The sequence below is a fragment of the Bacillus paralicheniformis genome (genome assembly GCF_002993925.1).
Taxonomy (GTDB): domain Bacteria; phylum Bacillota; class Bacilli; order Bacillales; family Bacillaceae; genus Bacillus; species Bacillus paralicheniformis.
The window spans coordinates 991684-1007500 of the sequence record NZ_CP023665.1; the positions used below are offsets into that span (position 1 = coordinate 991684).

Here is a 15817-nt window from a genome sequence, read left to right on the forward strand (position 1 = left end):
CTCACACATCAAGATATAGAGGGGGGAAGACGTGTGGGGGTAATCAGAAGGTACATGGAATTTGTGAAGCCGTATAAATGGAAAATCGTTTTGACGGTTTTAATCGGTATTATTAAATTTTCTATTCCGCTGGTCATCCCGCTTCTGCTGAAATACGTCGTGGACGACATCATCCAGGGGAGCGGAACCACTGAAGAAAAAACATCCACATTATTCATGGTAATGGCGGTTATGTTCGCCATTTTTTTGGTGCTTCGGCCGCCTGTCGAATACTATCGGCAATATTTCGCACAGTGGACGGCAAGCAAGGTGCTTTATGATATCAGGGACAAGCTGTTTGCACACATTCAAAAGCTGAGCCTCAGGTATTATGCAAACACCCGCGCAGGAGAAATCATTTCAAGGGTCATCAACGATGTGGAGCAGACAAAGGAATTTGTCATCATCGGGTTGATGAACGTATGGCTTGACGTGATGACGATTTTTATCGCCATCGCCATCATGCTGACGATGGATGTGAAGCTGACGCTTATTTCGATCGTGCTGTTTCCGCTTTACGGACTGTCTGTTAAATTCTTCTACGGCAGGCTCAGAAAGCTGACGAGAGAACGTTCCCAGGCGCTGGCCGAGGTACAGGGACACCTTCATGAAAGGGTTCAGGGGATGCCTGTCATCAGGAGTTTTGCGATCGAGGATTATGAACAGAAGCAATTTGATCACGAGAACGCGAATTTTCTCGGCAAAGCAATCCGCCATACGGCCTGGAATGCCAAAACGTTTGCCGTCGTCAATACGGTTACAGACCTCGCTCCGCTGATCATCATTACGGTTGCGGGTTACCATGTGATTCACGGGTCCCTTACTGTAGGAACGATGGTGGCGTTTTTCGGATATATTGAACGCCTCTACAACCCGCTGCGCCGCCTGATCAATTCATCGACAACATTGACGCAGTCGATCGCATCGATGGACAGGCTGTTTGAATTTATTGATGAACCGTATGAATTAAAAGATAAACCCAATGCTGTAAAAGCAGAGCGGTTAAAAGGAATTGTTGAATTCAAAAATGTTTCCTTCCAATACGAAAAGTCGGAAGAAATGATTCTGCAGAATCTTTCTCTGAAAGCCGAACGGGGCGAAACGGTCGCACTCGTCGGGATGAGCGGAGGCGGAAAATCAACGCTCGTCAGCCTCATTCCGAGATTCTACGATGTCTCAGCCGGAAGCCTGGAGATCGACGGCATCGATGTGCGCGATTACCAGGCGCAGAGCCTTAGAAACCAAATCGGCATGGTGCTTCAGGATACATTTTTATTCAGCGAATCGGTACGTGAAAACATATCGATCGGAAATCCCGAAGCTTCGATGGAAGACATCATTGAAGCGGCAAAAGCCGCGAATGCCCACGATTTTATTATGGAACTGCCGCAAGGCTATGATACAAAGGTCGGAGAAAGGGGCGTCAAGCTGTCCGGAGGCCAAAAACAGCGGATATCAATCGCCAGGGTGTTCCTGAAGAATCCGCCTCTCTTAATTTTGGATGAAGCGACATCAGCGCTTGACCTTGAAAGCGAGCACTATATCCAGGAAGCGATGGAAAAGCTCGCGAAAGACCGGACGACCTTTATCGTTGCCCACAGATTGTCGACGATTACCCACGCTGACAAAATCGTCGTCATCGAAAACGGACGTGTCGCGGAAGTCGGCACACATGATGAATTAATGAGCCGTGACGGCCACTATAAGCATTTATTCACCATTCAAAAATTAAACTAAAACCGCCAAAAGCCTGACTTTCGTTTGAAGCCGAACGATTGTCAGGCTTTTTCTTTCCCTGCAAATTTCGTACATATTTCCTATCTCGTCTAAATACAATTTAAAAAATACAAGCTCCGGAGGTGTATAAGTGACAAAAGAAAAATTGCTTGAAGTATCGGATTTGTCGATTTCGTTTCACCAGAAAAAGTCTGAAACCCCGATTGTGCAAGGCATTTCTTTCGATCTCCATCCCGGAGAAATCATGGGAGTCGTCGGAGAGTCCGGCTGCGGCAAGAGCGTCACCTCTTTGGCTTTAATGGGGCTGAACGCAAACACCCGAACGACGGGCCGGATCAAGTTTCAAAACAAAGATCTTCTCATGCAGTCTGAAAAAGAATGGAGACAGATGCGCGGCAATGACATCGCAATGGTTTTTCAAGAGCCGATGACCTCCCTCAACCCCCTTTTCACAATTGGCGATCAATTAACAGAAGCGCTCTCCAGCCATACCAATATTCATAAAAAAGAAGCAAGAAGAAAAGCCGTTCAAATGCTGGAAACCGTCGGCCTGCCGAGGGCGGACCAGCTGATGAAGCAGTATCCCCACGAACTGTCGGGAGGCATGAGGCAGCGGGTCATGATCGCAATGGCATTAATTTGCGAACCGAAGCTGCTGATCGCCGATGAACCGACAACAGCTCTCGACGTCACCATCCAGGCCCAGATTCTGTCCCTGCTGAAAAAGCTCAATGCCGAATTTAACACAGCCATTCTCCTCATTACCCACGACCTTGGCGTCGTTCACAATACATGTGAACGCGTGATGATCATGTATGCCGGCCGGATCGTTGAAGAGGGCGGTGTCACCGCTGTTTTTAACAGTCCGAAACACCCTTATACAAAAGGCTTGTTCGCCTCTATTCCGGCATTCACAGACAAATCCGAGCGGCTGTCTTCGATTGAGGGGCAGGTGCCGAAGCCGGGATCGATTAAAAAAGGCTGTATGTTTGCGCCGCGATGCCCCCATAAACATGAACGCTGCATTGAAGAAGCGCCCGGATTGAACAAGCTGAAGGATGATCATGCTGTAAGCTGCTTTCTCTATGAAGAGGAAGGTGTTTTCACATGAATCGCGAACTGCTGAGCGTTCAAGAGCTGAAAACGTATTACCGCGTGTCCCGTAAGAAAATCGTGAAAGCGGTAGATGATGTTACACTGTCAGTTAAAAAAGGCGAAATCTTAGGGGTTGTCGGGGAATCCGGCTGCGGAAAATCGACCTTGGGAAAATCGATATTGCGGCTGACCGAACCGACTTCGGGAAAGGTGACTTTTCTCGGGCAGGAGATGACAGGCCTTGATGCAAAAGATCTTCGCAATATGAGAAGGCATATACAAATGATTTTTCAAGACCCGTACGCTTCGTTAAATCCGCGCATGAAAATAAAGGATATTTTGGAAGAACCGCTGATCGTTCATCAACTCGGAAAGAAGGCGGAAAGGAGAGAGGTCGTGCGCTCGATGCTTGAAATTGTCGGCCTTGATGCTTCATACGGCGACCGGTACGCACACCAATTCAGCGGCGGTCAGAGGCAAAGGATCGGCATTGCAAAAGCGCTGATCACTAAGCCAAAACTAATCATTGCCGATGAACCTGTCTCCGCGCTTGATGTATCCGTTCAGGCGCAGATCTTAAATCTGCTGAATGATTTGCAGGAGGCATTCGATTTAACGTTTCTGTTTATTTCTCATGATCTCGCAGTCGTTCGCTATATCAGCGACAGGGTGGCCGTGATGTATTTCGGAAAGATCGTCGAGATGGCGGACGCCGAATCGTTATTTAGAGAGCCGAAACACCCGTATACAGAAACGCTGTTAGCGGCAGTACCGGTCATCGGCAAAGGCGAAGCGGTTCATACGGCACCAGATATTGCCGCGCCCCGCATGAGTGAAAAGGGCTGTCCTTTTTACAGCAGATGCATGAAGCGGGCAGCGGTTTGTCTGGAAGCGGAGCCGCCTCTTGAAGAGACTGCGGACGGGCATTATGTCGCATGCCATTTTACCAATAAGGAGGCAGTACGATGAAAAAGAAAAGCTGGCTGATCTGTTTGGGAATGATTCTGTCTGTTTCCGCTTTTTTAATGGGATGCTCCGGTAACGAAAGCGGAAAAAACGACGGAGAGACGAACGGGGGAAAAGATACGCTGATCATCGGCAGAGGCGGTGATTCAACATCGCTTGATCCGATCACAACGACAGAAGGCGAAGCGTTTAAAGTGACGATCAATATGTTTGAGACCTTGCTGAATTACGGAGAACAAGACACTACGCTGAAGGAAGGCCTCGCGGTCAAATGGGACGCTTCAGATGACGGTTTGACCTACACACTGGAGCTGAGGCAAGGCGTGAAATTCCATGACGGAACGGATTTTAATGCAGAAGCCGTCAAATACAATTTTGAGCGGTGGATGAACGGGGATGAAGAAAAATTTCCTTACTACGGCATGTTCGGAGGCTATAAGAAAGATGAGGGGCATGTCATCAAAGATATAAAAGTGCTCGACGACCATAAGATTCAGTTCATTTTAAAACGCCCGCAAGCGCCGTTTTTAAAGAACCTTGCCATGACTTCATTCGGGATTGCGAGTCCTGCCGCCATCGAAAAATACGGCGAAAAATTCAGGGAGCACCCCGTCGGCACGGGCCCTTACAAATTTGTCGAATGGAAGCCGAACGACCGGATCGTTCTTGAAAAAAATGAAGACTATTGGGATCAAGGCAAACCGAAATTGCAGAAGATCATTTTCAGAGCCATTCCTGAAAACTCAGCCCGCTTAAATGCGTTGAAGACGGGCGAAATCGACCTAATGGACGGCGTCAATCCGTCTGATATCGAAAGCATCAAAGCAGACGCCAATCTGAAAACATTTGAAAGGCCTTCAATGAACGTCGGGTATCTCGGAATGACGACGACAAGAAAACCATTTGACAATAAGCTGGTCCGCCAGGCGCTGAATCATGCTGTTGATAAACAGGCGATTATCGATTCCTTCTACGGAGGCCTCGCCGAATCTGCCAAAAACCCGCTCCCTCCTTCACTTGAAGGATACAACGATCAGATAAAGGAATATCCGTATGATTTAAAAAAGGCAAAAGAACTCTTAAAAGAAGCCGGATTCCCGGACGGGTTTAAAATGAAGCTTTGGGCAATGCCTGTTCCGCGGCCATATATGCCGGACGGTATGAAAATAGCCGAAGTGATTCAATCAAGCTTCGAAAAAATCGGCGTCAAAGCGGAAATCGTCACTTACGACTGGGCGACGTATTTGGATAAGGTGAGCAAAGGGGAAGCTGACGCGTTTTTGATGGGCTGGACCGGAGACAATGGAGATCCGGACAACTTCATTTATACCCTGCTTGATAAAGATAATATCGGCGGTAACAACTATACGTACTTCAGCAATGACGAGCTTCATGACATCTTAATCGAAGCGCAGTCAGACCCTGACCAAAAGAAGAGAAATAAACTGTATCAAGATGCGCAGGAGCTCCTCCATGAAGAATCGCCTTGGATTCCGCTAGTCCATTCCACGCCGATTTTGGCCGGTTCAAAAGATATCGAAGGATATGCTCCGCATCCGACAGGGAGTGAAGTATTGTCCGGCGTAGAGTTTAAATAGGTGGTGACAGCCATTGCTTGCGTACTGTTTAAAACGGACGGGGATGCTGATCCCCGTTCTCATTGGCATGACACTGGTCGTTTTTTCGATCATCCGCTTTATTCCCGGCAACCCCGCCCAGGTTATTCTCGGCCAGAGGGCGACAAAGGAAGCGGTGCAGCAGCTGACCATCCAGCTCGGCCTTGATCAGCCGTGGTATGTGCAATACGCCAGATATATCGGGGATTTGCTGAAAGGGGATCTCGGGACATCAATCCGCACGGGAGCGGCGATTACGCAAGAAATAAAGCCGTATTTGTTCGCCACTCTCGAGCTTGCTTTTTTCGCGATGCTGATCGCAGTGTTTGTCGGTGTGAATGCCGGAATCATCAGCGCGTGGTTTAAGAATTCGGTATTCGACTATATTGCGATGCTGGTTGCTTTAATTGGCGTGTCGATGCCGATTTTTTGGCTTGGTCTGATGGGCCAGTGGTTCTTTTCGATCGAGCTCGGCTGGCTGCCGACAACGGGAAGGGAGAATGTCAGAAATCCGGTCGAAGCCTTTACTTACATTCATACACTGGACACCCTTTTACACGGAAGATTTGATCAGTTTGCAGAAACCATCCGCCATTTAATTCTGCCCGGAACCGCTCTTGCCACCATTCCCGCCGCGATCATTGCGAGAATTACAAGGGCCAGCATGATAGAGGTGCTGCAGTCCGATTATATCCGCACGGCAAAAGCAAAAGGCGTGCATATGTTTTTCGTTATCTATAAGCACGGTTTAAAAAATGCGTTCATTCCGGTGTTGACCGTCATCGGCCTGCAAACCGGACTTTTACTGGGCGGCGCGATTTTAACGGAGACGATTTTTGCCTGGCCCGGCATCGGCCGGTACATTTATGATGCGATCAGCTACCGCGACTACCCGGTTATCCAATCGGGCATTCTCGTGATCGCCTTCATCTTCGTCATGATTAACTTCATTGTTGATCTGCTGTACGCTGTCATCGATCCGAGAATTAAATATTAGGAGGCGGGAAATGTGGTTGTGCTTCAAAATGAACAGCAGAGGGAGGACGTGAAGGTGCGTTCGCCTTTGGCGGAACATATTCGGCGGTTCTTTGAGCATAAACTGGCTGCCGCCGGCACGATTTTAGTCGCGCTGTTTATCCTGCTGGCCATCTTCGCGCCGCTCATCGCACCCTATGGAATAAACGACCAGTCACTGTCAGACAGGCTTGCCGCTCCGTCTGCTGAACACCTTTTTGGAACGGACGATTTTGGCAGGGATATTTTTTCAAGGGTGCTGTACGGCGCGAGGCTGTCTTTATGGGTCGGCTTTTTCTCCTGTCTGGCATCGGCCTTGGCGGGGACGCTGTTAGGGCTGATCGCCGGTTTTTACGGCAGATGGGCTGATGCGTTGATTTCGCGGCTGTTTGATATCATGCTCGCGTTTCCCAGCATTCTGCTGGCGATCGCCATTGTGGCGATTCTCGGGCCTTCCCTTGAAAATGCCCTGATTGCCATCGCCATCATCAACGTTCCGACGTTTGGCAGGCTCGTTCGTTCAAAAGTGCTCAGCATCAGGCAGGAGGAATATGTCTTATCTGCGCGTGCTGTCGGGATGTCCAATATGAGGATGATGTTTAAACACATTCTTCCCAACAGCATGGCCCCGGTTATCGTTCAAGCGACACTGAATATTGGAACGGCGATTATAGAAGCGGCCGCGCTCGGATTTTTAGGGTTGGGGGCGCAGGCGCCGAACCCGGAGTGGGGAAAAATGCTTGCAGATGCCCGGCCTTATTTGGCGCAGGCCCCGTGGACATTATTTTTTCCGGGATTTGCGATCATGCTGACCGTGCTCGGCTTTAATCTGATGGGAGACGGCCTGCGCGACACCCTTGATCCGAAAATGAAGGAAGGAAAATAAAAAAACCGGTTAACGTATTCGTTAACCGGTTTACTCTTCCTCAACTTCAAGCTCACTGTCTTTTTTGTGGTACGTCTGAAAGCTTGTGAGCAAGGTTTCCAAATGTTCAAGCTGTTCTCGGTATTCTACGGTGCTCGCCATAATGGTCAGCATATTGTAGTCCAACAGTTCTTCTTTCAATTTGTCCTGGTTTTTCAGGAATGATTCGGTCAAGTGCTGTTTGTACACGTCTCCTTCTTCGTGAAGGTCGACGTGATCCTGCGTTTTAATCCTGCCGACGAATCTCATTAAAATTCGCTCGTGCCAATGGAGAAGATAATCAAGCTCTTCGACCAGCGTTTCTTGAAATTCTTCAGGCATATGACAAAACTCGTTTTCAAGCCGGTGCAGTTTTTTCAAAGCATCAAGCGCGCGGTTCGATGCAATGATCGCCTGTCTGAACAGCACGAGCTTTCGCTGTTTTACATATGTGGAACGTTTTAAATAGCTTCTTTCTTCTTTGTAAAGCAAGTAAAGGTGATCGACCTTCATCATTTTTTCTTTCAGCTTTTCAATGTCTTCTTTCAGCATGGAGTGTTCCGTTGTCTTCCGCGTCAACAATCTGATCCATTTAATGACTTCATCTGTATTTTCAACAACATGGCTGACGAGCTTCGTTTCATATTTAGGCGGCAGAAAAATCAGGTTGACCAGGAACGCAGACAATACACCCAAAATAACCGTTCCGGTTCTCACCAAGGCAAACCATAAAAAGTTGTCGCCGGAGCTCTCCAATATGGCAATAACGGTGACGAGAGCGATCGAAATTGTATTCTCGATCTTCAGCTTCAGGTTGATCGTAATGACGATTACCGCCGTCAATCCGATGATGATCGGACTGGGTTCGAAAATAAGTCCAAAAATAATGGCTGTGGCAGCTCCGATTATGTTCGCCTGCACTTGATCGACAATCGTCAAAAATGAACGATAGATCGAAGGCTGTATCGCGAAGATAGCCGCGATTCCCGCGAAGACAGGAGTCGGAAGGCCGAGCCAAGACGCGAGGTAAAGCGCAAGCGTAATGGCAATGCCTGTTTTGAAAATACGGGCACCAAGTTTCATTAGGCTGTACTTGCATCCCTTTCTATAATAAAATTCGTTCTTTACAGAAAATGAATTGTATTGAACATTCCCTCTCTGTTAATTTGCCAAACAATAAAGTAATATACAGCGATCTTCCGAAATATTCAACCCATTTTTAAGAAAAAACAAATCATTGACAAAAAAGAAAAACAAGCCGGCGGAAAGTGCCTGTTCACCGCGTTCTCAAAGTGCTCCGCATTTGATAAAAAAGAGAGCGGACCCGCTCTCTTTTTATATGCGTTGTTTCAATTGTTTAAATGAGTCATCCACGGCTTTAAGCGTCGCTTTAATGTCCTCTTCCGTGTGCGCGGTGGTGATAAACCATGCTTCATATTTTGAAGGCGCAAGATTGATTCCGCGCTCAAGCATCAGTTTGAAAAAGGCAGCGAACATTTCTCCGTCCGTATTTTCGGCTTGCTCATAGTTTTCGACTTTTTCGTTCGTGAAGTATACGGTGAGCGCGCCTTTTAGACGATTGACAGTGATATTGATGCCATGGGTCTCGGCATGTCCCAGGATACCTTCTTCAAGCATAGCGCCGAGGCGGTCAAGTTTTTCGTATGTGCCTTTTTCTTTCAGCACTTCAAGGCAGGCGATACCTGAGAGGATAGAAGCCGGATTACCCGCCATCGTGCCCGCTTGATAAGCAGGTCCGAGCGGTGCGACTTGTTCCATAATCTCTTTTTTGCCTCCGTATGCGCCGATTGGCAGGCCGCCGCCGATGATTTTGCCAAGCGCCGTTAAATCAGGTTTGACGCCAAGCAGATCCTGGGCGCCGCCGTACATAAAGCGGAAAGCGGTGATAACTTCATCATAGATGACGAGCGCCCCTGCGTTATGCGTCAGTTCATTGACCTGTTCGAGGAATCCGCTCTTCGGTTCAACGATCCCGAAGTTTCCGACAATCGGTTCAACGAGAACTGCCGCAATATCGTTCCCCCATTTATCGAGCGCTTCCTTATAGCTGTCGATATCATTGAAAGGAACGGTAATCACCTCGTTTGCGATGCTTTTTGGAACCCCGGCGGAATCAGGCGTGCCGAGCGTTGACGGACCTGAACCGGCCGCCACCAGCACAAGATCGGAATGGCCGTGGTAGCAGCCGGCGAACTTGATGATTTTCGTTCTGCCTGTATAGGCCCGGGCGACGCGAATCGTCGTCATCACGGCTTCCGTTCCTGAATTGACGAATCTCACTTTATCCAAGGCAGGAATCGCTTCTTTAAGCATCTTGGCAAATGTCACTTCATGCTTTGTCGGCGTGCCGTAAAGCACCCCGTTTTCAGCAGCTGTTTGAATCGCTTTCGTGATATGCGGGTGAGCGTGGCCCGTAATAATCGGTCCGTATGCGGCAAGATAGTCTATGTATTTGTTGCCGTCCACATCCCAAAAATAAGCGCCGCTTCCCCTTTCCATCGCGACGGGAGAACCGCCGCCGACCGCTTTGTAAGACCTTGAGGGGCTGTTGACGCCTCCGACTATATGTTGAAGAGCTTCTTCATGAAGCTTTTCAGATTGAGTATGCTGCATAATATCCTCCTCATTTCTGCACCTTTTATCTATTTCTATATTGTAACACGAGGCGGACAGAGCGCAAAAAAGAAGCCGCCGAACATTTGAACAAGCGGGCGCTGTTTTTTATAATGGGGGAAAGCAAGCGATTAAACATAACAGGAGGCAAAACAATGACTGTTGAAATTGGACAAAAGGTGCCTGATATTGAACTGCTGGGTGATCACGGAGAAAAAGTAAAGCTGTCGGATTTTGAAGGAAAGTATGTCGTGCTCTATTTTTACCCGAAAGATATGACGCCGGGATGCACAACGGAAGCGTGCGATTTCAGAGACCGACATGAAAGCTTTGCTGAACTTGATGCCGTCATCATCGGAGTCAGCCCTGACGACCAGACAAGACATGAAAAATTCAAGCAGAAACACGATCTGCCGTTTCTGCTGCTCGTCGATGATGAACACAAGCTCGCTGAAAGCTTTGACGTATGGAAGCTGAAGAAGAATTTCGGCAAGGAATACATGGGTGTTGAACGGTCGACATTCCTGATTGATAAAGAAGGCCGCCTTGTGAAAGAGTGGCGGAAAGTAAAGGTAAAAGACCATGTCGCAGAAGCGCTTCAAGCAGTAAAAGAAATCGCGGAAGCGTAAAGCTCTTGCGGGAGGCCGGACTGTATTTTAGTTTGGTCTCTTTTTACGCTCATATTCGTTTGTCTGACCGGACATGCTGATCATATCGGCCTTTTTCGCCTTAAAAATAGCTTTTTCACAGGGATTGGAATTGACAAAGATTCTGATCAGGAGTTACACTAATTATAAACGTTATAATGTAAGAATTTTTTTTAGAAGAGAGGTGCATGACGATGGCTGAACATAACCTGAAAGAAGCGTTGGAAGCGTTGAAGGAAACCGGGGTGCGAATTACTCCTCAACGTCATGCCATTCTGGAATTTCTCGTGAATTCTATGTCTCATCCAACTGCAGATGATATATATAAAGCTCTGGAAGGGAAATTTCCAAACATGAGCGTAGCAACGGTTTACAACAATTTGCGGGTTTTTAAGGAATCAGGGCTCGTTAAGGAATTAACGTACGGAGATTCCTCCAGCCGGTTTGACTTCGTGACATCCGAGCATTATCACGCAATTTGCGAACGCTGCGGGAAAATCGTCGACTTTCATTATCCCGGCCTCGACGAAGTGGAGCAGCTGGCTTCACATGTGACAGGATTCAAAGTCAGTCACCATAGACTGGAGATATACGGTTTATGTCAGGAATGCGACAAGAAAGAAAGCCATTAAAAAGAGCTGGCCGCTTTTTTAACGGTCAGCTTATTTTTGTTGCAGCATTTACTGAGACTTTCGATTATACGATTCGTTAAACTCTTTTCCTTCGAGGTTTTTATCCAGTGTCAGAGGCTCCCTGCAATGCATGCACATATCGACCCGGCCTAAAATCTTGGTCGGTTTTTCACAGTTTGGACAGACGACTTGAACCGCTTTCGTTGAAAGCATGCCGATCCAAAAATAAACCGCTGTGCTCAACAAGATAGACAATACCCCCAAGATCATAAACACCGACATCAAGAGGATCGAGGACCTAAAAAAGATTCCGACATACATAATAATGAAGCCTATAAATACAAGGCTTAACGCAAACGTTCTGATTTTGTTGATTTTGCTAGAGTATTTTGCCATATCCATCCCCCTGTCTCTAATATAGCATAGAAAAGATGTGTTATTCTTTAATTAAAACGAATCAATTGGAAAATTTCTATAGAGAGTTTTGGGGAAATTGATTATAATAATTCAATGTGTTTTCAAAATAAAGGAGTTTTTATTGGCTCGTAGAAATAGGTAGAAACAAAGAGAGAAGCTTTTAGAGCAACGCATTTACATCGTATTGGAGGAATGGTGATGGAAAATCTTCTCCGTCCGATTTACCAAGAAAGAGCAAGCCGCCCTGACACACTCGCTGTCATGCTGATTGAGAGGAGAAATCAAACCTCATCTGCGACAGATAATTTTGATGCGGCATTGTTGATTATCGTTAATAAGGCTGAAGACCCTGTATTCGTGAAGCATTATGAGTTCGACGGAAAAACGGCTTCTCTTCATATTATTTCTGTTGAACAGCTTCAGGAATGGATTTTGCTCGGAACAAATAGAAGAATCATAGACTGGGTCCTCAATGGAAAGGTGCTTTTCGACCGAAACGAATTTATCGCCAAGCTGATTGAGCAGCTTAATACATTTCCGTTTTCAGAAAGAAAACTAAAAATCGGACTTGAATACGGAAAATTAATCAGAAGATATATAGAAGGGAAATCGTTTTTTGAGGACGGTCAATTTTTGGACGCCTACAATTCCATCGTACACGCCCTCCATCATTTGGCCAGAATCGAAGTGATCGATAAAGGTTTTCACCCAGAAGTTACGGTATGGAACCAAGTCCGCCACATGGAGCCTCAGGTTTATAAATTGTATAAGGAATTAATTGAGAGCAATGAAAGCTTGCAAAAACGGCTGGAGTTATTATTCCTCGCAAGCGATTTTCTCATTCATTCAAAAGCCGAAATCGGGGCCGCACATATTCTCAATGTCATGGATGAAAAAGAGGTTTGGCAATTTGCCGATCTTCTCAAGCATCCGGATCTCAAGTATTTCACGGCAGACCTGGGAGTCATACTGGAGTTCTTGGCTGAAAAGGACTTAGTCGGAGTCAAGCCGATTGAGACAAAGGGCCAAAAGATTTTTCACCGAGGATATTTTATCAAAAAAAGTGTTGACACTAATTTATAACGGTGATATATTATTAAGCGTCGCTGTTAGCGGAACGGTTTTTGAACTGAAAGCAGCAGCGACGAAAAAACAAAAAAACATTTGACACTCCTTGTTGAAAATGTTATACTAATAAAGTCGCTTCTGACAGGAGCGGAAATGATCTTTGAAAACTAAACAAGACAAAACGTACCTGTTAATTCATTAAATAAATCGCACATTTTGTGCGTAGTCATTATCAAACTTCATGGAGAGTTTGATCCTGGCTCAGGACGAACGCTGGCGGCGTGCCTAATACATGCAAGTCGAGCGGACAGATGGGAGCTTGCTCCCTGATGTCAGCGGCGGACGGGTGAGTAACACGTGGGTAACCTGCCTGTAAGACTGGGATAACTCCGGGAAACCGGGGCTAATACCGGATGCTTAATTGAACCGCATGGTTCAATTATAAAAGGTGGCTTTTAGCTACCACTTACAGATGGACCCGCGGCGCATTAGCTAGTTGGTGAGGTAACGGCTCACCAAGGCGACGATGCGTAGCCGACCTGAGAGGGTGATCGGCCACACTGGGACTGAGACACGGCCCAGACTCCTACGGGAGGCAGCAGTAGGGAATCTTCCGCAATGGACGAAAGTCTGACGGAGCAACGCCGCGTGAGTGATGAAGGTTTTCGGATCGTAAAACTCTGTTGTTAGGGAAGAACAAGTACCGTTCGAATAGGGCGGTACCTTGACGGTACCTAACCAGAAAGCCACGGCTAACTACGTGCCAGCAGCCGCGGTAATACGTAGGTGGCAAGCGTTGTCCGGAATTATTGGGCGTAAAGCGCGCGCAGGCGGTTTCTTAAGTCTGATGTGAAAGCCCCCGGCTCAACCGGGGAGGGTCATTGGAAACTGGGGAACTTGAGTGCAGAAGAGGAGAGTGGAATTCCACGTGTAGCGGTGAAATGCGTAGAGATGTGGAGGAACACCAGTGGCGAAGGCGACTCTCTGGTCTGTAACTGACGCTGAGGCGCGAAAGCGTGGGGAGCGAACAGGATTAGATACCCTGGTAGTCCACGCCGTAAACGATGAGTGCTAAGTGTTAGAGGGTTTCCGCCCTTTAGTGCTGCAGCAAACGCATTAAGCACTCCGCCTGGGGAGTACGGTCGCAAGACTGAAACTCAAAGGAATTGACGGGGGCCCGCACAAGCGGTGGAGCATGTGGTTTAATTCGAAGCAACGCGAAGAACCTTACCAGGTCTTGACATCCTCTGACAACCCTAGAGATAGGGCTTCCCCTTCGGGGGCAGAGTGACAGGTGGTGCATGGTTGTCGTCAGCTCGTGTCGTGAGATGTTGGGTTAAGTCCCGCAACGAGCGCAACCCTTGATCTTAGTTGCCAGCATTCAGTTGGGCACTCTAAGGTGACTGCCGGTGACAAACCGGAGGAAGGTGGGGATGACGTCAAATCATCATGCCCCTTATGACCTGGGCTACACACGTGCTACAATGGGCAGAACAAAGGGCAGCGAAGCCGCGAGGCTAAGCCAATCCCACAAATCTGTTCTCAGTTCGGATCGCAGTCTGCAACTCGACTGCGTGAAGCTGGAATCGCTAGTAATCGCGGATCAGCATGCCGCGGTGAATACGTTCCCGGGCCTTGTACACACCGCCCGTCACACCACGAGAGTTTGTAACACCCGAAGTCGGTGAGGTAACCTTTTGGAGCCAGCCGCCGAAGGTGGGACAGATGATTGGGGTGAAGTCGTAACAAGGTAGCCGTATCGGAAGGTGCGGCTGGATCACCTCCTTTCTAAGGATATTATACGGAATATAAGACCTTACGGTCTTATAGACAGGTGCGTTTAGATCTTGTTTAGTTTTGAAGGATCATTCCTTCAGACATAGGAGCACCTGCTAAATGCGCCACATCCTGTGGCAACGCATGTGTTAGCACATCCTATGCGTTGTTCTTTGAAAACTAGATAACAGTAGACATCACATTCAATTAGTAATGCAAGATATCACGTAGTGATTCTTTTTAACGGTTAAGTTAGAAAGGGCGCACGGTGGATGCCTTGGCACTAGGAGCCGATGAAGGACGGGACGAACACCGATATGCTTCGGGGAGCTGTAAGCAAGCTTTGATCCGGAGATTTCCGAATGGGGAAACCCACTGCTCGTAATGGAGCAGTATCCATATCTGAATTCATAGGATATGAGAAGGCAGACCCGGGGAACTGAAACATCTAAGTACCCGGAGGAAGAGAAAGCAAATGCGATTCCCTGAGTAGCGGCGAGCGAAACGGGAACAGCCCAAACCAAGAGGCTTGCCTCTTGGGGTTGTAGGACACTCTGTACGGAGTTACAAAAGAACGAGGTAGATGAAGAGGTCTGGAAAGGCCCGCCATAGGAGGTAACAGCCCTGTAGTCAAAACTTCGTTCTCTCCTGAGTGGATCCTGAGTACGGCGGAACACGTGAAATTCCGTCGGAATCCGGGAGGACCATCTCCCAAGGCTAAATACTCCCTAGTGACCGATAGTGAACCAGTACCGTGAGGGAAAGGTGAAAAGCACCCCGGAAGGGGAGTGAAAGAGATCCTGAAACCGTGTGCCTACAAGTAGTCAGAGCCCGTTAACGGGTGATGGCGTGCCTTTTGTAGAATGAACCGGCGAGTTACGATCCCGTGCAAGGTTAAGTTTGAAAAGACGGAGCCGCAGCGAAAGCGAGTCTGAATAGGGCGCATGAGTACGTGGTCGTAGACCCGAAACCAGGTGATCTACCCATGTCCAGGGTGAAGTTCAGGTAACACTGAATGGAGGCCCGAACCCACGCACGTTGAAAAGTGCGGGGATGAGGTGTGGGTAGGGGTGAAATGCCAATCGAACCTGGAGATAGCTGGTTCTCTCCGAAATAGCTTTAGGGCTAGCCTCAAGGTAAGAGTCTTGGAGGTAGAGCACTGATTGGACTAGGGGCCCCTACCGGGTTACCGAATTCAGTCAAACTCCGAATGCCAAAGACTTATCCTTGGGAGTCAGACTGCGAGTGATAAGATCCGTAGTCGAAAGGGAA

The 15817-nt window shown here is 47.8% G+C and carries 12 protein-coding genes and 2 rRNA genes (1 of these 14 cut by a window edge); 11 read left to right on the top strand and 3 right to left on the bottom strand.

Features of this window, described 5'->3' with window-relative positions; genetic code table 11:
- The first annotated feature begins 33 nt into the window (after nt 1-33).
- The 6 genes from CP943_RS04975 (at nt 34) to CP943_RS05000 (ending at nt 7353) form a co-directional block, all read left to right on the top strand.
- Nucleotides 34-1776, top strand: coding sequence for an ABC transporter ATP-binding protein (locus tag CP943_RS04975; protein ID WP_020450630.1), 1743 nt, complete (start codon nt 34-36; stop codon nt 1774-1776).
- A gap of 130 nt (nt 1777-1906) precedes the next feature.
- Nucleotides 1907-2887, top strand: a complete 981-nt coding sequence (locus CP943_RS04980; protein WP_026580619.1) for an ABC transporter ATP-binding protein — start codon at nt 1907-1909, stop codon at nt 2885-2887.
- Nucleotides 2884-3840, top strand: a complete 957-nt coding sequence (locus CP943_RS04985; RefSeq protein ID WP_039073330.1) for an ABC transporter ATP-binding protein — start codon at nt 2884-2886, stop codon at nt 3838-3840. Before CP943_RS04980 ends, CP943_RS04985 begins: the two co-directional genes overlap by 4 nt.
- Complete coding sequence (locus CP943_RS04990; protein ID WP_026580617.1) at nt 3837-5435, top strand: ABC transporter substrate-binding protein; 1599 nt, start codon at nt 3837-3839, stop codon at nt 5433-5435. The genes CP943_RS04985 and CP943_RS04990 overlap by 4 nt, the downstream gene beginning before the upstream one ends.
- A gap of 13 nt (nt 5436-5448) precedes the next feature.
- Complete coding sequence (locus CP943_RS04995) at nt 5449-6450, top strand: ABC transporter permease (protein ID WP_020450634.1); 1002 nt, start codon at nt 5449-5451, stop codon at nt 6448-6450.
- A gap of 12 nt (nt 6451-6462) precedes the next feature.
- On the top strand, nt 6463-7353 hold the full coding sequence (locus CP943_RS05000) for an ABC transporter permease (RefSeq protein ID WP_020450635.1): 891 nt from the start codon (nt 6463-6465) through the stop codon (nt 7351-7353).
- A 30-nt stretch (nt 7354-7383) separates the two neighbouring features.
- Here the strand turns inward: CP943_RS05000 and CP943_RS05005 are convergent, their stop codons facing one another.
- Together CP943_RS05005 and CP943_RS05010 are read right to left on the bottom strand one after the other, a co-directional pair.
- Nucleotides 7384-8454, bottom strand: a complete 1071-nt coding sequence (locus CP943_RS05005; protein ID WP_020450637.1) for an FUSC family protein — start codon at nt 8452-8454, stop codon at nt 7384-7386.
- Between the two features lie 252 nt (nt 8455-8706).
- On the bottom strand, nt 8707-10005 hold the full coding sequence (locus CP943_RS05010; protein WP_020450638.1) for a glutamate-1-semialdehyde 2,1-aminomutase: 1299 nt from the start codon (nt 10003-10005) through the stop codon (nt 8707-8709).
- Nucleotides 10006-10160: 155 nt separating this feature from the next.
- Here CP943_RS05010 and bcp point away from each other — a divergent pair, with 155 nt between their 5' ends.
- Nucleotides 10161-10634 (top strand): thioredoxin-dependent thiol peroxidase, encoded by a 474-nt coding sequence (gene bcp, locus CP943_RS05015; protein ID WP_023855987.1) that lies wholly within the window; start codon nt 10161-10163, stop codon nt 10632-10634.
- A 212-nt stretch (nt 10635-10846) separates the two neighbouring features.
- The gene (gene perR, locus CP943_RS05020) at nt 10847-11284 is read left to right on the top strand and encodes a peroxide-responsive transcriptional repressor PerR (RefSeq protein ID WP_003179961.1); all 438 of its coding nucleotides are present in this window, start codon (nt 10847-10849) and stop codon (nt 11282-11284) included.
- Between the two features lie 48 nt (nt 11285-11332).
- Here the strand turns inward: perR and CP943_RS05025 are convergent, their stop codons facing one another.
- The gene (locus tag CP943_RS05025) at nt 11333-11680 is read right to left on the bottom strand and encodes a YgzB family protein (RefSeq protein ID WP_020450640.1); all 348 of its coding nucleotides are present in this window, start codon (nt 11678-11680) and stop codon (nt 11333-11335) included.
- A gap of 219 nt (nt 11681-11899) precedes the next feature.
- Here CP943_RS05025 and CP943_RS05030 point away from each other — a divergent pair, with 219 nt between their 5' ends.
- From CP943_RS05030 to CP943_RS05040, 3 genes are all read left to right on the top strand, one after another.
- Nucleotides 11900-12784, top strand: coding sequence for a nucleotidyltransferase-like protein (locus tag CP943_RS05030; protein WP_020450641.1), 885 nt, complete (start codon nt 11900-11902; stop codon nt 12782-12784).
- Between the two features lie 223 nt (nt 12785-13007).
- A 16S ribosomal RNA gene (locus CP943_RS05035) occupies nt 13008-14557 on the top strand.
- 233 nt (nt 14558-14790) lie between these two features.
- Nucleotides 14791-15817, top strand: a 23S ribosomal RNA gene (locus tag CP943_RS05040); it runs 1903 nt beyond the window's last position.
- Together the 16S and 23S rRNA genes form the textbook arrangement of a ribosomal RNA operon.

Bases quoted from the DNA above. Each gene is read 5' to 3' on its own strand.
- CP943_RS04985 (WP_039073330.1), top strand. From the start codon at position 2,884: ATGAATCGCGAACTGCTGAGCGTTCAAGAGCTGAAAACGTATTACCGC.
- CP943_RS04990 (WP_026580617.1), top strand. From the start codon at position 3,837: ATGAAAAAGAAAAGCTGGCTGATCTGTTTGGGAATGATTCTGTCTGTT.
- CP943_RS05005 (WP_020450637.1), bottom strand. From the start codon at position 8,454: ATGAAACTTGGTGCCCGTATTTTCAAAACAGGCATTGCCATTACGCTT.
- CP943_RS05010 (WP_020450638.1), bottom strand. From the start codon at position 10,005: ATGCAGCATACTCAATCTGAAAAGCTTCATGAAGAAGCTCTTCAACAT.
- bcp (WP_023855987.1), top strand. From the start codon at position 10,161: ATGACTGTTGAAATTGGACAAAAGGTGCCTGATATTGAACTGCTGGGT.
- perR (WP_003179961.1), top strand. From the start codon at position 10,847: ATGGCTGAACATAACCTGAAAGAAGCGTTGGAAGCGTTGAAGGAAACC.
- CP943_RS05025 (WP_020450640.1), bottom strand. From the start codon at position 11,680: ATGGCAAAATACTCTAGCAAAATCAACAAAATCAGAACGTTTGCGTTA.
- CP943_RS05030 (WP_020450641.1), top strand. From the start codon at position 11,900: ATGGAAAATCTTCTCCGTCCGATTTACCAAGAAAGAGCAAGCCGCCCT.